Genomic DNA, 19,873 nt, shown 5'->3' with positions numbered 1-19,873 from the left:
CCCCATGCCCACCAACTTGCCCACCGCGCGCCCGATCCCCGGGTCGGGGCCGGTCGACATCTCACCGATCTCGCTGACCCCGGCTCCCGGCGAGGACCTCGACCCCATCTGGAAGGCAGTCGTTCCGGAGACCCGCACCCGTGGCAACGACATCCATCTGCCGATCTCCCTCGCCTACGCCGAGCGGCTGTGCGATGCCTTCCCCGAGGCCGACCGGCTGCTGGTACGGGTGGCCATACAACTCCACGACACCGGCTGGGGCAGGGTCGACGAGGACCGCATCCTCTCCGAGGGTTTCTCGGGCGACTGGCGCAAGGCGGAGATCCGCTTCGAGCACGAACGGCAGGGCTGTGCCATCGCCCGCGAGGTGCTGCCCCCGCTGGGCTACGACGACGTGTTCGTGCGCCAGGTCTGCGACATCATCGACGGCCACGACACCCGGCAGGAGGCCCACTCGCTGGAGGACGCCCTGGTCCGCGACGCCGACCGGCTGTGGCGATTCGACCACGCCGGAATCGCGCTGGCGTCCGGCTGGTTCCGCATGGACCCCGCCGTCTACAGCGACCGGCTGGAGGCGGAGATCATCCCCGAACTGCTCACTGCCCCGGCCATCGCCATGGCCACGGCCGAACTGGAGCGCTCCCGCGCCCTGCTGAAGACAGAGGTGATCAGGTGAACGTCACCGACACCCCGCCGTACCCGCCCCGGCCCGTGCCGCGGTGGACCCATACCGACGACTACTACGTCGACGGCGCCTGGGCCCGCTCGACCGCCACAGCCCGCCTGGCCCAGATCGACCCGGCCACGGGCCGCGAGTGGGGCACCGTCCCCGACTGCTCCGCCGAGGACGTCGACGCCGCCCTCGCCGCTGCCGACCGGGCCTTCCGCACGGGGCCGTGGGCCCGCACCACGCCGTCGGAGCGAGCCGCGCTGCTGCGTCGGATCGCCGACGAGGTCGAGGCCCGTGCCGCCGGGACGGCCGTGACGAACACACTGGAGAACGGCTCGCCGATCAGCGAGACCCGGGGCGCCGCAGCAAACGCCGCCGGCATCCTGCGGCACGTCGCCGGGCTGGCGTCCTGGCTGGAGGACGAGGACATCAGGCCGTTCCCGGCGGGAGGCGCCGAATCCGTCGTGCGCAAGGACCCCGTGGGCCCGTGCGTGCTGATCGCGCCATGGAACTTCCCGATCAATCTGATGGCGGTCAAACTGGCGCCCGCCCTGCTCGCCGGCTGCACAGTGGTCATGAAGCCCGCGCCCGGCACGTCGCTCTCGATCCGGTTCCTCGTCGAGGCATGTGCCGCGGCCGGAGTACCGGCGGGAGTGGTCAACCTCGTCACCGGCGGCGGAGAGGTCGGCGACCGACTGGTCCGCCACCCGCTGACCGCCAAGGTCGCCTTCACCGGCTCGACCCCGATCGGGCGCCGGATCGCAGCCGCCTGCGGGGAGCTGCTCCGCCCCGTCACCCTCGAACTCGGCGGCAAGTCCTCGGCGATCGTCCTGGAGGACGCCGACCTCGAACAGATGGCCCCGGCGCTGATCCGCACCTGCCTGCGCAACACCGGGCAGACCTGCTACATCTCCACCCGTGTCCTGGCCCCCTCGTCCCGCTACGACGAGGTGGTCGACATGGTCACGCACGTGGTCGCGAGCGCACCGCAGGGCGACCCGTTCGACGAGGACACCGTGTTCGGGCCGATGGCGTCGCAAGCGCAGTACGACGTAGTGCGCGGCCACCTCGACTCCGCGCACGCGGAGGGAGCCCGCGCCACGACCGGCGGGCGCCCTGCGGACACGGACCAGGGGTGGTTCATCGAGCCGACAGTGTTCGCCGATGTCACACCCGACATGCGGGTCGCCCGGGAGGAGATCTTCGGCCCCGTGGTGAGCATCCTGCGCTACGACGACCTCGACGAGGCCGTCGCCCTCGCCAACAACACGTCCTTCGGACTCGGTGGCGTCGTCTTCTCCGCCGATCCCGTAGCCGCGCAGGCGGTCGCTGAGCGCATGGACACCGGATCCGTCGGTGTGAACTTCTTCGCCTCCAACCACAACGCGCCCTTCGGAGGACGACACGACTCCGGGCTCGGTGTGGAGTACGGCATAGAAGGGCTGGCGCAATACGTCACCTTCAAGTCGATCCACCGCCGTCTCGGCTGAAGCCGTCCCCGGTTCCGCGGAGTCGATCGGGCCACAACCCCGACCGAGGCCAAAGCCGCCGCGCCTCGTGGCGGCCGTGGAGGACTTCCCGCGCGAGGAGGTGTTGTCAGATTGGTGAGGTGTTGATCGATCGAGGCGCGTCAGGGCGTGGAGGGGTCGGGGCGCGGGGGCCTGGGTCACGCCGCAGTGGGCAGGAGGGTGACGCCGGTGATCTGGTCCCAGATGGCGAAGCGGACGGTCATTTCGGCTCGGTGGTCGGAGGCGGTGATCAGGTGGCGGTGAGGGCGGAAGTGGGGGTGAGATGCCGCTGAACGCGGCCAGGAACCGCTGGGCCCCGCCGACGCTGCGGAAGCCTTTCATGGCGCGTTCGCGCTGCCGGGTGGGCTGATGACTGTTCTCGGCCCGGTTGTTCGGGCCCTTGTGCGAGCGGTGTTCCACCGAGGGCATGACCTCGCGATGCGCCGCGCTGTAGGAGCGGAGCTTGTCGGTGACGACCACCCTCGGCACCGTACGGGTCTTCTGCATCAGGCGTTTTGCAGCCCGGACACCGACCGAGTCGATCGCGCACCGCGACCAGTCCGGCTCACCCCGGGCACCGAGTTCGTCGAGCACAACCCGGTGGAGCCGGGCCCGGCTCCACCGGGCGAAGCGCCGGTAGACCGTGGGCCAGGCCGGCCCGAACGTGGGCGGCAGTTGCCGCCAGGTACACCCCGAAGTCGCCACGAAGATGATCGCTGCCAGAGTCTCGCAGTCACCGGCCCGGCGTCGTCCCCCGCCCTACGGACGCCTCACCTCAGTCGGCGGCACCACCCGCCGGAACATCACCCACAACTCATCCGGCACCAACCGCTCAACCAAGTCCGTCATGCGCGGACCGACGAGCGATCACGCCAGAGGATCCGAGCAGCCCCGACCCCGGCACCCCGGCCACTTCGCCGCCCTCACCGCTCACCGCACCAGTGGCGGCACGCGTGAAGTCGGCCTCGCCCCTCTCATCCGCGAAGCCGCCGACCGTCAGACCGAAGCCCTCCGCCGGCACCGCGAGCCCGAGCATGAGGTCACCGAGCCCGTCGCACAGGAGGAAGTCCTCCAGGACCAGCAGCGCCGTACCGGACACGACGGAACACTGGAGTCCAGCATCAGGGCCGCGATGGCCCGGGCCCGTGCCGAGTGCGTCCCAGATGGCCATTCGCCCCTGAACGGCCAGTGCGCGGACGCCGTGATACCTGGCACCACTGACTCGCCGGAAGCAACTTTCGAGCCGAAACCCACGTCTGCCAGTGGGAACGGGACCGAACCCCACCGACCCATACATGAACGGAGCTTTCGGTGCTCATAGGACTGCTCACTGCCGTGGCGGCATCGATCTGTTACGGCACGGGTTCCGTTCTTCAGGCCGTCGGATCACGGAAGTCGGCCCGCCGGGAGGCCGCCGCGGGCAGCGTGACCCAGCACGGTGGCCCGAGCCTGTCGTCCACTGCGAAGGCGGCGATGACCTGGGAGTTCATCGTCGGGACCATCCTGGACTTCGTCGGCTTCGGGCTCGGCGCACTGGCGGCGCGCCTCCTGCCGCTGTTCCTGTCGCAGACCGTGATCAGCGCCAACTTGGTGATCACGGCGGTGCTGAGCATCAAGCTCCTCGGCATCCGGCTCAACCGCGCCGAGTGGACCTCGATTGCTGTGGTCTGCTCCGCTCTGGTGCTTCTGGCGACGGCGGCGGGCCCGGAAGGCGGCGGTGACACCCCGATCTCCACGCACTGGTGGCTGCTGGGGATCTCGCTGCTCCTGATCGTGGGCGGCACCGTGGTCGTACGCCTGCTGGGGGCGCGCGCCGCGATCCTGGCCGGCCTGCTGTCCGGACTGGGCTTCGGCGCCCTCGGTGTCGGGGTCCGCGTGCTGAACGGCATCGACCCCTTCGATCCGGGAGCGTTGCTCTGCGATCCGGCGCTCTACGCGATCCTGGTGGCAGGCATCGGCGGCATGTACCTGCACACGGTTGCCCTGCAGATCGGCTCGGTCAACGGCGCCACCGCCGCGCTGGTCGTCGGCGAGACCGTCCTGCCGGGCATCATCGGCGTGCTGTGGCTCGGCGATGCCTCTCGTCCCGGCTTCGCCTGGGTGGCGATCACCGGGTTCGTGCTCGCCGTATCGGGCGCGGTGGCAGTGGCCTGGTTCGGGTCCCCGCAAGGGCACGGCAGCGGCCCTGCGGCGGCGCCCGTGACACCCGCCAAGGACGCCCGGACGTCCGCGGGGGGCTGACCCGGCACCAGATGCGCCGAATTTCCAACGTTTGGCCGTATGGGGGCCATCGTTTGCGACACAGTTCCCCACACACAAGCCGCGTTGAGATCCGACATCCTCTGGCCAAGAGAGCGGTTCAACGTGTGGAGTCTGGTGGCCAAACCGACGACTCGCCTGCGCATCGTTACTACAGAACGGGTCATTGGTCGTCGGACCGGGTGCGTCGCCCGGGGCCACGCGCCGTACACACCCTGCCTGTCCTGGCGGTCGTATGCCTCCAATCCGCTGAAATGAGACACCGGCCGATACTTGTCGTTCCGCGCCGGACGGGCAGGGGTGGGGCGCACCGGCGGGCCCGGACCGCGGCGGCACCAGCCCGGGCAGGCGGCGGGGCTGAGGGGACCTGGGCGGCGGGTCTTGGCAGATCGGAGGCTGGGTCCGTGTGCACGCTCGTGGCGGCACCGTTCTCCAGCTGCGCATCAGCCTCCGTCGGCGCGCGGACGGCTTCCCGCCGACGGCGCCCCGTACTCGTCGTCACGGGCGGCTGTTGCGACGTGCTCCGCGTCCGTACCGAACACGCCTGCCTCGTCCCGGAGGGTGTCTCGCTCCCCTTCACGCCCCGGGGTTCGGTGTTCCGTCCGCGCTGAGGGCTGTCAGGCGCGTCGGGCGGCGTCGATACGCCCGTACCGCCTCTGGGCCCTCGGCGGCCGGACCGGGCAGGCCCGGCGTGGGGCGGGGCTTGCCCGGGTCAGGGGCGGATCAGGCATGGGCAGACGACAACGCCGGGTGCCATGTGGCACCCGGCGTCAAGTCGGGGACGAGGAAAGCGAAGGGACTAATTTCGGAGTGGTGTGAGAAGGAAGTCCCCTCATGGCCTCGCCGGGGTCGACGTTATCAGTCAGCCAGGGATCAAGTCGCGCAGATTTTCCGGCGTGATGATCCGTGAGTCCGGGTGCAGTCCGTCCGGACGTTCCAGCCCGATGTACGTGACCGGTCCCTGCGGCGCCGTCGTGCCGTCCCACCGTGTGGTGGCCGTGGCACGGGCGGCCATCAGGTCGGTGAGGTAGCGGACGGTGAGCTGCTCGCGCTCGACAACGGCGCGCAGCAGCGCCGCGACCGATACGCGGTTCCCCTCGACCCGGTTGGAGTTGGGGTTGCCCTTGAGGTACAGGTGCAGCCACTTGGCGTGCCAGCTTCCGTCGTCCCCGCGTACGAACGCCAGGGGCAGCGCGACGCGGCCCGGGCCGCGCAGTTCGGACTTCATGCGGACCGTACGCGGCTCGAAGGGGCGGCCCCGCTGGTCGGCGTCGCGCAGCATGAAGCCGAAGAACGATTCCTCGGTCTCCTCGAAGCCCTCGCCCGAGTAGATGTTGACCTGCGGGACGATGAAGGCGCCGCGCGCGGCGCCCAGGCGGAGGTTGATGAACTCCGAGGCGCCGTCCGGGGCGTCGGTGATGTCGCCGGAGTGCTCGCCCTCGAGCTGGGTGAGGGCGGTGTACGACAGCCACCCGATGGTCTGGAATTCGGCGTCCAGCATCAGCGCCGACAGATCGTAGTCGGTGGAGCGGCTCGTCTGCTTCCAGTACACGAAGAACCGCAGCAGTTCGCCGTCGACCGGAGACCGGGAGCCGCGGGGCAGTACGCCGAGGCCGGCCGCCGTCGCGTTGCCGCTCAGCGGCAGCGCGATGTCCAGGACGTCCGGGTCGATCAGCAGGTGTCCCGGGGCCGGCAGGCGGCGGCCCAGCTCGGCGTCCAGGGCGGCGAGCATGCGGTCGCGTTCGGCTGCGGGCATCGGGGCGCGGGTGTCGTCGGTGACCCAGGCACGTCCGAGCCGGTTGACGAACACCCGGCGCCCACCGCCGTCCTCGTGCTGCTCGGTGCGGTTGTGGAGGTGCTCGCGCACGGACAGCAGGACCCGGCCGGCCACCTGCGGAGCCACCTGTTCGGCGGCCGCGACCACCGCTTCGCGTTCTTCCTGGGTTGTGCCGGCGCGCAGCAGCCGGTCCAGCGCGCGGAACAGCCTGCCCGGCGCGGCCGTGAGCAGTTGTACGGCTCCGGTGACGTCGCCCGCGCCGAGCAGTTCCTCGGCCCGGCTGTCGAGGGACCGGGCCTCCCGTTCGCCCCGGGCGACGGCGAACACGTCGGCGGCGTGCGGCCAGCGTGCCCGGTACTCGTGCGCGTGCAGGCGCTCGCCGAGCCGCTTGAACGCCTCGCTGTGCGCCGCCACGTCGGCCAGCTTGGCCGGGGACGCCGCGACGACGGCGTCGAGACCCGCCAGCAGGGCGCGGCGGACCCGGCGCGGGGGAGACCGGAACCGGGTCGGCTCGGTGAGCGTCACGTCGCCGTCCGACAGCGCGCACGCGAGACGCAGCACGTCGGTCACGGTGTCGACGAGGAGGTCCGCCCCGGTCTCGAGCCGGGCGCGGTTGACGACAGCGCGGTTCTCCCGCACCGGAATCGCCTCGGGCTGCGGGCCGTCCGCGCAGTGGCCCGCAAGCGCCGCCAGGTCGAGCAGGGCCTCGTCGCCCAGCGGCGTCGTGCTCCCGGCCAGGGCCAGGTACAGTGCGCTGACCTCGTCGTCCAGTGCACCGCCCAGGTGCAGAACCGTCACGCGGTCGCCCGCCACGGCGGTCAGCTCGTCGTGCACGGCGAGCATCGCCGCGTACGTGTGCTGGTACGTCCCGTACGAGGGCAGGGTCAGCAGGTCCATGACGCCGGTGCTGAGCTGGTCGAGCGTACTTTCGCGCGAGGCATCGTCGGCGAGCGCCTGGGCGACGCACTGGTGCCAGAACTCGTACGTGTCCGGCACATTGGCCGGGAAGCCGATGAAGTACGCGTTGTGCTGAACGTGGTCCCCGACCATCGCCCGGACGGTCTCCAGCGTCCGTACAGCTGTATCGATGACCGTCCCTTCGGACAGCGTCGACAGGTGCTTCAAGAGGTCTGCCGAGAGCTTGAATCCCACGGACATCAGGGCCGCGTCGAACTGCCGTGCCACGACATCCCCTTGCCCGCTTGGACCAGGGGTGGACGGAAGGCGGTGGGCGTGCCGGATGACCAGGGGCTCGAAACGGTGCACCATCCGGGCATGTTCCCAGACCCATACGAACCGACGCACTTGGGTTTTCGAACATCCATCGCAGCCTCGCCGCGCCATCCTTCGGAACGAAGGGCCGAGGAGGGAGGCGTCCGGGCCCGGACAGGAGTCTGCTCCGGCTGACCGGCGGTGCTCGCCGTCCAGGCCAACGACATCAACGACGTCCGCGAGTTCGGCGACGTAGCCGACGACTGTGACATGCTCGGCCAGGTCCGGGGCAATGACACCCACCGCTCGCGCAGCGTCGCACCGGCGGCCGGTGGCTTCCAGGCCCGATCGGTGGCCGGCGGGCCGAGTGCCGCCGCCTGGTTCAGCGGCTCCCGCCGGGCCCGGTGCGGACGGCAGCCGCCCTGGACGCGCACTCCCCGGAGAACGGACGCGTCCCCCTCCACCCCTCCTCCGCCCCGCCCGCTCCGGCCCAGGACGTCCTGTGCGCGCTCGGCAAACGGCTCCCGCCCTCGCGGTATGGACACGCCCCGCACCGCGCCTCGTGGGCAGACATGGTGGGCCCCGCCTGGACCGCAGCCGCTTGCTGGATCAACGCGCACCGGACCGGCACCTCATCGTCCTGCGCGCCCACACCCTCACCCCGACACGATGGGAACAACTCGACACACCGCCCGGCCGCGAGGTTGAGCACTCAGGGAGGCTCGGAGCAACCCACGGGATGTCGCACAACAGCACCGGCGAGATCGGCAGATCCGGTTCCTTGCCCGCAAGGGCCGACAGCTGGCTTGGTGGCTCGGCGGGGGCGGGGGCGGGGTGCCGGTCGCCGTGGGGCCGCGCTCAACGTGGTCCGACGCCCCCGGCGCGCAACCTGTCCAGGGTGCGGTCCAGATTGCTGCGGGTCGCCTCGACGGCGGCGTCCGGGTCCCCGGCAGCGATCGCCTCGACCAGCACATGGTGCGCGTGGTCGATCGCGTGCCGTTCCTCGCCGCCGTGCAGGTCGGTGTCGGCCAGCAGATGTGCGGCCGCCGCGCGCAGGGCGTCGACGAACGAGTCGAAGAGGCGGACGAGCACCGGATTGCGCGCGGCCAGCACCACCCGGCGGTGCAGGTCCAGATCCGCCTCGACGAGCCCGGCCGGGTCGGCGGCCGCGTTGCGGGTGGCCAGCGCCTCCCACAACGCGGTCACGTCCTCCGGTGTGCGTCGCCGCGCGGCCAGCCGGCCCGCTTCCACCTCCAGCGCCGCGCGGACCTCGTACACGTCGAAGACCGCCGAGCGGCGCAGTTCCCGGTCGAACCCGGAGACGGGGGAGGTCGCGGCAACATAGGTGCCCGAGCCGTGCCGGGCGCGCAGTTGACCATCGGCGATCAGTACCCGGACCGCCTCGCGCGAGGTGGTCCGGCCGACGCCGAGCAGTCGGCTCAGCTCCACCTCGCCCGGGAGTTTGGAGCCGACCGGCCACTCGCCGGTGCCGATCAGGCGGCGGAGTTCGGCGACGGCCTCCTCGACCAGCGAGCGATGGCGTACCGGTCGAACAGTCATGGGACGACCCTACAGGCCCCGGGACCACGCCCCGGGGCCCACCCGGGGGCGTGAATCCTGGCCGAGGTCGTGAAGCCCGGCCGGGATCCACGAATCCTGGCCGGGCTTCATCGGGCCCGGCCAGGGTTCGTCGGGCCCGGTCAGGGTTCGTCGGGCCCGGTCAGGCCCGAGGACCTGTCCGGCTCACGTACGGCCGGGCCCGGGACCCTCCTTCAGTTCACCGGCTTCCGGGCCGGTTCGGGCACCGGCTCCGGTGTCGCCGCCGGCACCGGCAGCACCCGGTCGCGCAGGCGGAGCGCGCAGGCGAGTGCGACCAGCAGCACGCCGACCAACAGCGCGAGCACCGTGCGCAGTCCGTACGTGTCGGCCAGTCGGCCGAGCGCCGGTGCGGCCAGTCCGCCCACCGACATGGCGAGCCCCAGGGTCAGCCCGCTGGCGGTGCCGGGCCGGGTGGGCAGGTAGTCCTGGGCCAGCGTCACCTGGGGGGCGAACGGCAGGAACATGGTCAGTCCGAACAGCACCGCGCCCGCCACGGCCACGCCCGCGGACGGGGCGAACGCCACTGCGGCCAGTGCGGGGACGGCCAGCAGGTAGCCGGCGCGGATCGGCGCGAGTCGCCCGTACCGGTCGCCCAGCCAGCCCCCGAGGAGGGTGCCGACCGCCCCGGCCAGGGTGAGGAGGGTGAGCGCCATGGCGCCCACGCCCGCCGAGGCGTGCAGATCGCGCTGGATGTGCAGGGCGAGCATCGAGGTGACCGTCACATACGGCACCGACCAGCTGACGGTGGCCGCGGCCAGGCGTCCGAACGCCCGCCAGTCGTCCCGGTGCCCCTTCACCACTGCGCCCCGCACGGCCGGCGGGACCGCCGGTGTGTGTCCCCGTCGCCGCAGCCAGGGGCCCTGCGCGGCCCAGAGGGTTGCGGCCACCAGGGCGGGTACGGCCAGCAGCCAACTGCCCGTGAGGCCCAACGAGCCGACCACGAGGGTGACCAGTGCGGGCGCCAGCGAGGCTCCCAGTGTTCCACCGACCGAGAACAGGCTCATCGCCCGCTGGGACTGTCCGCCCACGGCCCGGGCCTGATTGGTGGCGGGCGGGTGGTAGGCGGCGATGCCGATCCCGGCCAGGGCGACGCAGAGCCAGGTGATCAGGTAGCTGTCGGCCAGTCCCGCGCAGGTGAGCCCACCCGCGGCGGTGAGGAAGCCGACCGGGATGAGCCAGCTGCGGTGGCGGCGATCCACCAGCAGGCCGAACAGCGGCTGGACCACGCTGGACAGGCCGCTGGCCGCCAGTGCGATGCCCGAGACGGCGGTGTAGCTGTAGTGCCGTTCGGCCATCAGGAAGGGCAACAGTGCCGGGACCGCGCCCTGATACAGGTCGTTGACGACGTGGGTGCCGGTCAGGAAGACCAGCTGACCGCGCTTCATCGCGACCTCCGCTCGGGCTGCTTCGCCACTGGCCGCACGGCGTGGTGCGGCCAGGGCCGGGCCCGTTCCAGTTGGACGCCGAGGGAGAGCAGGACGTCCTCCCGTCGGAGCCTGCCGGTCAGCATCACACCGACCGGCAGACCGTCCGGCGTCCGGTGCAGCGGAACGCTGATCGACGGCTGCCCGGTGATGTTCGCCAGCGCTGTGCGCGGGGTGTGGGCGAGCATTCCGAGGTAGGTGCGCTCCGGATCGTCGGGGTCGACCAATGAACCGACCGGCAGCGGCGGTTGGTCTGTGGTCGGGCTCAGCACGGCGTCGAACCCGGCGTAGCGGTGGCAGAGGGCGCGGGCGGTGGCGGACAGCGATGCCATCGCCGCGTAGAGCCGTACCGCGCCGTGCTCGCCGCCCCGGGCCCGCAGCCAGCGGGTGAGCGGCAGCAGACGTCCCTCCCGCTCAGGGGGCACCGGCACCGCGGCGGCCAGCACGCTCCACAGCACGGAGAAGTCCGCCAGGTACTCGACGGAGTCGTACGGTGGGGCCTCCTCCACATGGTGGCCGAGTCCGGCAAGCAGTTCGGCGGTGCGGCGGCAGGCAAGTGCGGCCTCGGGGTGCTGACCGGCGGTCGGCGGCAGCACTCCGATCCTCAGGGGGCCGGGTTCCCGTTCGGCGCAGGCCCGGAAGTGGCCGGGCGGCGGGGCGGGCAGGGCGGCGGCGTCGCCCGGGGTGCTGCCGGCCATGGCGTCCAGCAGCAGGGCGGCGTCCGCCACCGTCCTGGCCAGCGGTCCGGCGGTGGCCAGCCCCAACGCGTCCGTCCCGGGGGCGGGTGTCACCCGCCCCCGGCTCGGCTTGAGGCCGACCACCCCGCAGGCCGCTGCCGGGATCCGGACCGAGCCGCCGCCGTCGCTGCCCAGGGCCCCGGCGGCCAGCCCCGCGGCCACCGAGGCGGCGGCTCCGCCGCTGGAGCCGCCCGCGCCGCGGGTGAGGTCGTACGGGCAGCGTGCGGTGGCGAAGGCCGTCTCGGTGTAGGCGGAGCAGCCGAACTCGGCGGCGGTGGTGGTACCCAGCAGGACGGCGCCGGCCGCCCGCAGGGTGCCCACGACGGTGGCGTCGGCCGGGGCCGTCCGGTCGTCGAAGGCTGCCGAGCCCGCTGTGAACGGCAGTCCGGCGACCGGCCAGGTGTCCTTCACCGAGAGCGGCACCCCGAGCAGTGGCGGCGGGCCCTTGTCGTCGCCATTCCCTGCGGCGACCAGCCGGGCCTCGACAGCGGCGGCGGCCCGCCGGGCGCCGGGCGCGTCGACGGTGCGATAGGCACCCAGCTCGCTGTTCGTCTCTTCGATCCGGCGCAGGTGGTGGTCGACCAGCTCGGTCGGCGAGACGGTACGGCCGCGGATCGCCGCGGCCTGTTCGACCAGTGTCAGGTCATGAAGGTCTGTCATGATCACCCCTAAAGTCCTCAGGTCCTCTGAGGACTTCACCGTAGAGGGTGACCGGACCGGAAGCAAGGCAAGCCTTACCAGGCGGCACGGATCCGAAGGCTCCCTCGGGCAGGTCAGGTGTGCGGGAGTCGCCCTTGATCCGGTTCAGATGCTTCTGAACCGTCAGCTTCGTCGGGACCGGCACCCGGACCTGCTTGCGGGCCTCCGCCCCGGAGGCCCCGGCGTCGACGGCGATCCGCACCGAGGGCATCGCCGGGCAGCTACGGCTGCACTCGACGGTGAAAGCCGGGGCCGGCGAGGGCTATCGCGGTCTGGCCAACGAGTTCCCCTCACCAGATCACAGCCACGCGCCGCTGACCGAGCGGCATGGATGGCGCGAGATGCGACGTCGGCAGTCCTCCCGCCGGATCTGCGTCGAACATGCCAATGCCGAACCGCTCCAGCGGTACACCGGACGGCGCGAAGACTACGGCGACAGGCGCCGGGCCATCGCTGGCCCGGTCTGCCGCCAGGCGTGCCACCCGGCGTAGGCCGAGCACCGAACTCGTGCCCGTCAGCACGACGGCCTGCTGAATCGGCCATCAGTGAACGCCCGGGCCAGCACGCTCCAACATCCATCGCGGGGCATCTCGTCAGGGGCTGGGTCGGAGGCGGTGGTGCAGGATGCGCCTGGCGGGAGTCAGGCCGGTGGCCTGCCGATGGTCAGGAACAGCCGCATGGCCGCGTTCCGTACCGGCGCGATCCGACGCGGGGTGTGCACCGCGCGGTTCATCAGCCGGGCGGCGCGCGCGAGCCGCTGGGTGGAGCGGCGACGGGCCGCGTCGTAGGCGGTGAGGGCGTCTTCGACGCGCGCGTGTGCGGCGAGCTCACGGGCGACGGTGACGCCGTCGACGAGCGCCTCGCACGCCCCCCTGCCGAGGTCGGGGGTCATCGCGTGGGCGGCATCGCCGATGAGGGCTATGCGGCCGCTGACGTAGCTCGGCAGGGGCGTGGCGAGGTCGTAGAGGTCGTTGCGCTGCACGCCCGTGCCGCCGGTCTGCGCGAGGTGGTCCAGGACCCGGCGCACGCCGGGGTGCCAGTCGCCGAACCACGCCTGCAGGGCTGCCAGATCGCCGCCCGGCACGGGCACGCGCTCGGCTGCCGGGGCACAGGCGAACCAGTTCGTGCGGCCGCCTGCGCGCGGGATGACGCCGAAGCGGGCGCGCCGCCCCCAGGTCTCGGTCATCCCGTCGGTGTCGAGGTCGGCGGTGCCGCGCCAGGCGGTGACGCCGGAGTAGCGGGGGCGGTGCGCGTCGCCGAAGAGCACCGTGCGGGCCCGGCTGCGCAGGCCGTCGGCGGCGATGACCACGTCGTAGCCGGTGAGCTCGCGGACGTCGGTCACCGCGGAGCCGTAGCGCACGACCCCGTCGGCGAGCGCGGCGGCCAGTGTCTGCAGCAGTGCGGGCCGGGCGGTCACGTGGACGGCGTCGCCGGTGCGGCGGCGAAGAGCGGCCATGTCGACGTTCCCGATGAGGCCGCCGTCGGCGCGTACGAAGGTGCCGTAAGTCGCCGGCCGGGCGAGTCGGCGGGCTGTGTCCCCGAGGCCGAGAGTGTCAAGCGCCTGCAGCGCGCCGGGCCACAGGCCGAGCGAGGTGCCGGTGCCGGGCGGCGCGGGGGCGCGTTCGTGTACCTCGACGTTCCAGCCGTCGGCCTGCAGGTGCACGGCGGCGGCGAGGCCCCCGATGCCGCCGCCCACGATGATCGCTTTTCTGGGCATGCCATCACGCTACTATGTTTGTAGTAGAAGCACTATGTTTATAGTTGAGGACACGACAGGTCGATGGAGAAACGGGTGCGGATGCCGGGCAGGCGCGATCAGGTGCTGGACGCAGCCGTGAAGGTGCTGGGCACCGCCGGCCTCCGCGGCCTGACGTACCAGGCCGTCGACAAGGCGGCCGTGGTGCCGGCCGGCACCACGTCCAACCACTTCCGCAGCCGCGACCTCCTCGTGACAGGCGTCGTGGCCCACCTCGAGGCGCTCGATGCCCGCGACTGGAAGCGCTTCGGGGCTATCCCGGTGGACGGTGGCCCCGAGGCGCTGGCCGGCGCCCTGGCCCGCACGGTCCAGCACGTGCTCGGTCCCGCCCGGCACCGCACCACCGCCCGCTACGCGCTGGCGCTCGAGGGCATCGTCCGCCCCGCGGTGCGTGAGCCGCTGAGCCGCGCGCGCGAGTCGCTGATCGAACTGACCTCCAAGTGGCTGGCGGACCTCGGGTCGCCCGCACCACGGGAGCACTGCAGGATCCTTTTCGACTACCTCGATGGCCTGATGTTCAATCAGATCGTCATGCCAGATGCGGAGTTCGATCCCGAACCCGGCATCCGCACGGTGCTCGGCGCGTTCCTGCCCCCGGCCGCACCGGATCGACCGAGCTGACGAAGCGTCGATGGCGACGGCCCTGTCCCAAGGGGCGAACCGTTCCCCTAGCGCGACGTAGTGGCGCGCTCATCGACTGCTTCCAGCGCGGTCGTCCAGGTGGTGCGCTCAGGCGCCGTCAGCGCGGGACGTGGATTCCGGGCGTCAGCCCTGGCGCGCGTCCGTGACCTTCCCCGTGAGGAGGGGGCCCTCCAACCACTCGTCCTCCTTGAGGATGTACACCTGCATCCGCAGGGACTTCTCCGGCTCGGTCAGCGCGTCGGTGACTGTGGGCACGGACACTTCGGTGCTCGTCTCACCCTTGGGGATGGATACCCAGAGGGAGGGACTGTTCGTGGACAGGGGCCGCTCCGGGTCGGCGGCCTCGCCGAGCCCGGAGAGCCACTCCTCGTCGACGTCCTTCGTGGACAGCTCCGTGCCCTCGTGCACGGGCAGGAGGTCGAACCGCGTTTCGATGGTGGTGTCGGCGGGCTCCGAGAGCTCCACCTTCCAGGTGAGCTTCTGGCCCTCGGTGACCGAGTCGGCGACCGGGGTCACGGTGAGCGTGGGCATGGGGTCGTCGTTCTCGACGAGCACGCCACCGAAGGCGCCGCCGACCGCCATGCCGCGCACGGCCTTGGCTGCGACCTCATGGCTGAGGTCGTGGTTGTAGCGGGAGTTGCCGTTGACCGTGATTGGCACGTCCACGGAGCCATCGGCCTTCACCGTCACGGTGCGGACGGTGGACTCGAGGGTCTCCGGGTCGCGGACGGCGAGCTTGATCACGCCGGTGCCCTTGCCGGTGACTTGGACGGGCACGCTGTAGGTGCGGGTGCCGGAGTCGCCCTCCTTGACCGTCAGCCTGCCGATGTCGACACGCGGGAGCGCGACGGGGCGTACCGCCGGAGTGCCGGGGCGCCAGCCCCAGGCGTCCATCAGCCAGAGCTCGTTGGAGCTGCTGCGCGGGGTGAGCTCCAGCGACTGTATCTGCTTCAGGTCGACACCGGCGCCGACGGCGGCCTTCAGCGGGACGCGGACCTCACGCGCCCAGTGTGCGGTCGTCGATGCGGAGCCGGGAAGGCCGTCGACGGTGACCTGACCGAGCTCCACCCGCTTGCCGGAGGTGTCGGTGAGAGCGACATCGAGCCGGGTGCCCCGGGTGTTCGGCGGCACTATCACACGCAGGGCGAGCGCGTCGGAGCCCGCCAGCGAGAAGGAACGCTTCGGCGTCAGCCGGACCGGGGTGCCGGGCTCGGTCCAGCGGGCCGTGACCGCGTTGCGGCCCGGCTCATCGGTGGTGTCCGCCCAGGACGCGAAGTGCGGCGAATCACCGGGTTCGGAGTCCGGCCTGCAGGCCTGGCCGGCATTTGTCGTGACCTGCTGGCACACGCGCCCGTTCGTCACCGCGAGCGGGTCGTCGGGCCGGATCGCCGGGGAGCGGTTGCCGCCGACGGCGTGGGTCAGCACCTGGGCGGGGCCGGCCGAGGGCGCGCGCCGGTCGGAGCCGTCGAGTAGCGGGCGGACCCGGTCGTCGCCCGCGAGGAAGAGCCGCGCGGCGGCGGCGATGTAGGTGGCGCCCGCCGTCTGCTGCTGCTTGGCGCTCAGCCGGGTTTTGGCCTGTGCCGAGCAGACCGGGTCCGGGTTGTTCTTGTCGTCCCAGAAGTCGTCGGCGGCCGGGGCCTCGGCCTGGCCGGGCGTCCACTCCGTGTTGAAGAAGTTGTGGTTGGCGCCGACCATGTACACCGCGCTGTGCAGCGCCGTGCCTCGGCCGATGCCCCGGGTGCCGTCGACGTAGGTCTGGCCCTGGAGGTCGCTCACATCGCCGTCACAGCCCGGCAGGATGGCCATGGACGGCACGTCGGGTGTGGGGTTCTGGCCGAAGTTGGTGGAGCCGATCAGGACGGTGCCGCGGATCCGCCAGCCCACCGGCCCCCGGTAGCCTTCCTCGGCGGGCGGCGGCGGGGAGACGCTGTCGAGGGCTGCCCGGTTGACGCCCTCGCCGCCCCGGGAGTGGCCGACCAGGAGCACCTTCGAGAGGTCTACGGGCCCTGTCGCGCGCACGGCCTCGGGGGCCTTTGCGGGGTTCGCGCCCCACTCCGCCCAGCGGGCGAGGTGTTGGCGCACCAGGGACGATCGGGCCTGCGCCCCGAAGTCGGCCGCGCGGCCGTCCTGCGCGTTCACACCGTTTGCGGAGATGGAGACCGTCACATAGCCCTGGGACGCCAGGAGCTTCTGGTCGTGCAGAAAGCCGCGGTAGCTCGGGATCGCCTTGTTGCCCGGCTTGCACGGCCACTGCATGCCCGCGCTGTTCTTGCCGGGCTCGTAGCAGGTGGCGCTGCGGCCGTGGAGGAAGAGCGCCAGCGGTCGCTCGCCCGGCGCGTCCGTAGGGCCGACGACGGTGGCGCGCATCTCCACGGGCTCCGCGTAGCCCGGCAGCTTCACCGACTTCAGGACGTACTCACCACTGGTGGTGCGGTACTTACCGGCCACACCGGGGTCGACCGGGTTGGCGGGGAACGGGTCCTGGGGCGCCACCGCGGCCGACGAGCGCCGCTGACCGGGTGCCCGGCCGGCCCCTGCGGCGTCCAGCCGCCGCGAACCGGCGACCACCTGGAGTTCGCTCACCGGTCCCACTCTCGCCCCGTCGAGGCGGAGCCGGAAGGTGCGTTGGTCGGGGGAGGGCTCCGGGACGCCGAGGGTCCGCTTCCCCGAGCGGAACTCGACCAGGGCGCTGCCCATGCCCACGGGCTTCGGCGAGCTCCAGATCAGCGTCCCGCCCTCGACACGCCAGCCCTCCGGCAGCTGCTGCCCGGAGGCGCCCGGCGGCGCGCCGGGTATGGAATCGGCGGCCGGCTGCGCGTGCGCCGACCCCGGCACACCCGCGGACAGCGCCACGGCCGCCAAGGCAGCCGTCAGCGCGCGTGAGACCTGTCTCACGATGATGTCTCCTCGTTGTTGGTCGTGCTTCAGCGCCCCAGGAATCCCAGGAGCACCCCCCCGCACCGAGGGAGGGTGACGTGTCGCCACCGGTTGTCCCACCTCGGAAATCTGACAGGAATCTGACAGGAGCCAGACAGAAGCCAGACGGGAGTCATGGGGCCGGTCCGCTGATCGAGGGATCCTGGCCCGGAGCAGCGGTCCGGTCGCGCTGGGCCGATACGGATGAGCCGCCGCTCGTGGGTTGCCGTGTGGGCGGTGCTGCGCGCGGCTGGTCTCGCTGCCACCGCCAAACTGAACGCCTTCTCGGCACCGGACCCGCGGCCCGAGAAGTCCGTCGGTGCCGAGTGCGCCGAGCGCATCGCGGACATCGAGACGCAGCTGGCCATGGCCAAGCAGGAAGGCAAGGGAGACAAAGGGCACTGTCACGTTGGCTGATCGGGTGAATGATCTTCGGGTTGATCACGGCGGAGGGGGTTGTTCGTGGGCAATACGCCGCCGTCGTACAAGGGGCACCCGTACCCGGTGGAGATCACCGCGCACCGTGTGTGGCTGCACTTCCGCTTCCGGCTCAGCTTCCGTGAGGTCGAGGAGCTGGTGCTCGAGCGCGGTCACCGTGTCCCACGAGACCGTCCGCCGCTGGTGTGCGAAGTTCGGGCAGTCCTATGCCAACGCGCTGCGCCGCCGGCGTGTGCAGCTGGGCGACAAGTGGCACCTGGACGAGGTCTTCATCAAGATCAACGGAGAACGGAAGTACCTGTGGGGCCTCCCCCTGCTCGAACGAAGTCGAGAGCGCGGGGAAGGGCCAGGTGGCGCGGCGGGGCAAACGTTGCCGGGAGCGGCACTGGTCGGGGCGGCCGGGGCCCGGCCCGGTGGTCGGCGGCCGCCCGGTTCGCGCTGGGGCGCTACAGCTTGCTTGCCTCCCGAACGGTGTGGAGGTGGACCAGGACGTCGTATGCCCCGCCGATGGCGATCTCGGGCGTCCTGTCGTTCGGGTACTGCGTGCCGACGCTGTATGCCGGGCGCGAAATGCCCAGCCAACTGCGGGCGGCCGCAGGGGCCTTGCGCAGGTCGGCGTAGTAGTCGCGGTACCGGACCTGGTCGAGCGTGTACTCGTTCGTGCCGGGACCGGCCGGGCCGACGGTGAACTTCTTCCACTCGCCGCCGAGCGCTTGGTCCTTGGAGAGGAAGGAGCCCCGGTCGAAGGCGGTGCCGATGGCCAGGTAGTCCGCGCCCAGGGTGTCGCGGAGGAACGAGCCCTGGGTCTTCGGGTACGTCGTGGGATCGGAGGCCGCGTAGCCTGCGTGGTCGTTGTGAGCCGACAGCAGGATCCTGCCGCCCGTGCGCCGCTGCCACCATGCCGTGGTCTCGGCCATCACCTGGTCGCGATAGCGCTGCATGGCGGTCAACGATCCCTGGTCGCCGGGGTTGACGCTCAGGAAGGTGTAGGTCTGGGCGATGTTGCGTGCGTTCTGCAGCACGAACTCGACGTCCTCGCCGCCCCCGGACCTCTGACGTCGCACAAGGTCCAGCACTTGCTTTGCCGTGGCCGCATTCTGCTGCCGCTCCGCGAACGGCAGCTCCAGGTAGGCGATGGCGTCGTCGAGCGGGCGCAGACCGGTGAGGAGCTCGTTCAGGCGCGGCATCGACTCCGGATGGGTCCGCCGGACGTAGTCCGTGACGCTGTCGAAGACCCGTTCATCGAGCCTGGGCGCACCGATGTCGTCGCCCAGGAAGTGGACCGGGCGGTCGGGGTGTTGGCGGTTGTGGTCGCGCATCCACTGGACGAGGGACGCGAACTCCTCACGGTCCCAGGGAGATCCGGCCATTACCTCGTGCACGACCTGCCGTGCGTCGCGGTCACCGTCGCCGCGCTGGAGGTAGTCGTCGATCCGTAGACCCGCCGACCAGCTGATCTCCAGGGCGAAAGTGGTGAATCCCTTCTGCTCGACGAGGTAGCGGAAGAGCCGGTCCTTCAGGGCGAAGAATTCGTGCGAGCCGTGCGTGGCCTCGCCCACGCCGACCACCTTGGCGTCGCCGACCATCACCCCCAGGGCGTGCAGATCGGCCGTGCCGGTGCCCGGCTCCGCAGACCGCAGCGGATGGGCGATGCGGTCCAGCGCGCGGCCGGGGTCCGACGCGACGGCCGACGCGGACGGCACCGGTGCTGCGTGTGCAGGCGCCGCGGGGGTCAGCGTCGCGGCCAGGGCGAGAGCCGCCGCCGCGAATCGCTTCCCATTACCGATCATGTGCGATCACTCCTCAACGTGCTTGGTACCAAGCGCTGCTGAGAAGATCGTCATGCATGCGGCGGCCCGGGCACGCTGGGGCCACCTCGACACCTTCTCGGGGGATACCCCCATGACCCGGGTTCCAGGGTCAGGCGCCCAGGAGCAGGTTGGGCAGCGTCCTGCCCTTGGCAGGGTCTGTACGGTCAACGGCTCTGTCGCACATTCGGTGGTAACTGAACGTCATCGTCGAAGTGCCCTGCCTCCGGTGGCCGGGGTCCACCTCCCGCGCCGCGTCCCGGCCGTGATCCACGGCTCCTGGATCCCGGACGGCGCTGTCACGTTGGCGGGTGGCGTGGGAGGATGCTCGGTTTGATCACGGTGGAGGGGGATCGTCCGTGGGGAGCGTGTCGCCGTCGTGCAGGGGGCACCGGTACCCGGTCGAGATCATCGCGCACTGTGTGTGG

The 19,873-nt window shown here is 71.6% G+C and carries 14 protein-coding genes and 4 pseudogenes; 8 read left to right on the top strand and 10 right to left on the bottom strand.

Annotated elements, in window-relative coordinates:
- The first annotated feature begins 4 nt into the window (after positions 1-4).
- Positions 5-676, top strand: a complete 672-nt coding sequence (locus ACFC79_RS34440) for an HD domain-containing protein (protein ID WP_376248675.1) — start codon at positions 5-7, stop codon at positions 674-676.
- Positions 673-2,160 (top strand): aldehyde dehydrogenase family protein, encoded by a 1,488-nt coding sequence (locus tag ACFC79_RS34435; protein WP_376248672.1) that lies wholly within the window; start codon positions 673-675, stop codon positions 2,158-2,160. Before ACFC79_RS34440 ends, ACFC79_RS34435 begins: the two co-directional genes overlap by 4 nt.
- A 360-nt stretch (positions 2,161-2,520) precedes the next feature.
- Here the strand turns inward: ACFC79_RS34435 and ACFC79_RS34430 are convergent.
- From ACFC79_RS34430 to ACFC79_RS34420, 3 genes and pseudogenes are all read right to left on the bottom strand, one after another.
- Positions 2,521-2,685 (bottom strand): annotated as a pseudogene (locus ACFC79_RS34430) (DDE-type integrase/transposase/recombinase); the annotation flags it as partial.
- A gap of 6 nt (positions 2,686-2,691) precedes the next feature.
- Positions 2,692-3,027: pseudogene (locus ACFC79_RS34425) on the bottom strand (transposase); the annotation flags it as partial.
- Positions 3,011-3,277, bottom strand: coding sequence for a hypothetical protein (locus ACFC79_RS34420; protein ID WP_376248669.1), 267 nt, complete (start codon positions 3,275-3,277; stop codon positions 3,011-3,013). The pseudogene ACFC79_RS34425 and the gene ACFC79_RS34420, both read right to left, overlap by 17 nt.
- A gap of 212 nt (positions 3,278-3,489) precedes the next feature.
- Here ACFC79_RS34420 and ACFC79_RS34415 point away from each other — a divergent pair, with 212 nt between their 5' ends.
- Both ACFC79_RS34415 and ACFC79_RS34410 read left to right on the top strand, forming a co-directional pair.
- A complete protein-coding gene (locus ACFC79_RS34415) occupies positions 3,490-4,419 on the top strand; it encodes a hypothetical protein (RefSeq protein ID WP_376248666.1) in 930 nt (309 codons plus the stop codon).
- 403 nt (positions 4,420-4,822) lie between these two features.
- A pseudogene (locus tag ACFC79_RS34410) lies at positions 4,823-5,048 on the top strand (hypothetical protein); the annotation flags it as partial.
- A gap of 251 nt (positions 5,049-5,299) precedes the next feature.
- On the opposite strand, the gene ACFC79_RS34405 reads toward ACFC79_RS34410, so the two are convergent.
- The 4 genes from ACFC79_RS34405 to ACFC79_RS34390 all read right to left on the bottom strand — a co-directional run bounded on the left by ACFC79_RS34405 (position 5,300) and on the right by ACFC79_RS34390 (position 11,846).
- Positions 5,300-7,483, bottom strand: a complete 2,184-nt coding sequence (locus tag ACFC79_RS34405) for a hypothetical protein (protein ID WP_376248665.1) — start codon at positions 7,481-7,483, stop codon at positions 5,300-5,302.
- A gap of 801 nt (positions 7,484-8,284) precedes the next feature.
- Complete coding sequence (locus tag ACFC79_RS34400; protein WP_376248662.1) at positions 8,285-8,986, bottom strand: FadR/GntR family transcriptional regulator; 702 nt, start codon at positions 8,984-8,986, stop codon at positions 8,285-8,287.
- Between the two features lie 212 nt (positions 8,987-9,198).
- Positions 9,199-10,410 carry an MFS transporter gene (locus ACFC79_RS34395; RefSeq protein ID WP_376248659.1) on the bottom strand — a complete coding sequence of 404 codons (1,212 nt, stop codon included), beginning with the start codon at positions 10,408-10,410 and terminating at the stop codon, positions 9,199-9,201.
- Positions 10,407-11,846, bottom strand: coding sequence for an amidase (locus ACFC79_RS34390; protein ID WP_376248656.1), 1,440 nt, complete (start codon positions 11,844-11,846; stop codon positions 10,407-10,409). The genes ACFC79_RS34395 and ACFC79_RS34390 overlap by 4 nt, the downstream gene beginning before the upstream one ends.
- A gap of 194 nt (positions 11,847-12,040) precedes the next feature.
- Here ACFC79_RS34390 and ACFC79_RS34385 point away from each other — a divergent pair, with 194 nt between their 5' ends.
- Positions 12,041-12,376 carry a hypothetical protein gene (locus ACFC79_RS34385; protein ID WP_376248654.1) on the top strand — a complete coding sequence of 112 codons (336 nt, stop codon included), beginning with the start codon at positions 12,041-12,043 and terminating at the stop codon, positions 12,374-12,376.
- Between the two features lie 149 nt (positions 12,377-12,525).
- On the opposite strand, the gene ACFC79_RS34380 is transcribed toward ACFC79_RS34385, so the two are convergent.
- On the bottom strand, positions 12,526-13,602 hold the full coding sequence (locus ACFC79_RS34380) for an FAD-dependent oxidoreductase (RefSeq protein WP_376248651.1): 1,077 nt from the start codon (positions 13,600-13,602) through the stop codon (positions 12,526-12,528).
- A gap of 63 nt (positions 13,603-13,665) precedes the next feature.
- Between ACFC79_RS34380 and ACFC79_RS34375 the strand changes: the two genes are divergently transcribed.
- A complete protein-coding gene (locus ACFC79_RS34375; protein ID WP_376248648.1) occupies positions 13,666-14,262 on the top strand; it encodes a TetR/AcrR family transcriptional regulator in 597 nt (198 codons plus the stop codon).
- Positions 14,263-14,406: 144 nt separating this feature from the next.
- Here ACFC79_RS34375 and ACFC79_RS34370 read toward each other — a convergent pair whose 3' ends face one another.
- Complete coding sequence (locus ACFC79_RS34370; RefSeq protein WP_376248645.1) at positions 14,407-17,178, bottom strand: alpha/beta hydrolase family protein; 2,772 nt, start codon at positions 17,176-17,178, stop codon at positions 14,407-14,409.
- Positions 17,179-17,403: 225 nt separating this feature from the next.
- Between ACFC79_RS34370 and ACFC79_RS34365 the strand changes: the two genes are divergently transcribed.
- Both ACFC79_RS34365 and ACFC79_RS34360 read left to right on the top strand, forming a co-directional pair.
- Positions 17,404-17,616: a hypothetical protein gene (locus tag ACFC79_RS34365; protein ID WP_376248642.1), complete on the top strand. Its 213-nt coding sequence runs from the start codon at positions 17,404-17,406 to the stop codon at positions 17,614-17,616.
- A gap of 45 nt (positions 17,617-17,661) precedes the next feature.
- Positions 17,662-17,941 (top strand): annotated as a pseudogene (locus ACFC79_RS34360) (IS6 family transposase); the annotation flags it as partial.
- Between the two features lie 142 nt (positions 17,942-18,083).
- Here ACFC79_RS34360 and ACFC79_RS34355 read toward each other — a convergent pair.
- Positions 18,084-19,427 (bottom strand): erythromycin esterase family protein, encoded by a 1,344-nt coding sequence (locus ACFC79_RS34355; protein ID WP_376248640.1) that lies wholly within the window; start codon positions 19,425-19,427, stop codon positions 18,084-18,086.
- Between the last annotated feature and the right edge of the window lie 446 nt (positions 19,428-19,873).

The organism is Streptomyces sp. NPDC056061 (genome assembly GCF_042266885.1).
GTDB lineage: Bacteria > Actinomycetota > Actinomycetes > Streptomycetales > Streptomycetaceae > Streptomyces.
Note: the sequence above shows the minus strand (reverse complement) of the source record. Positions and strands in the feature narration are given on the sequence as shown.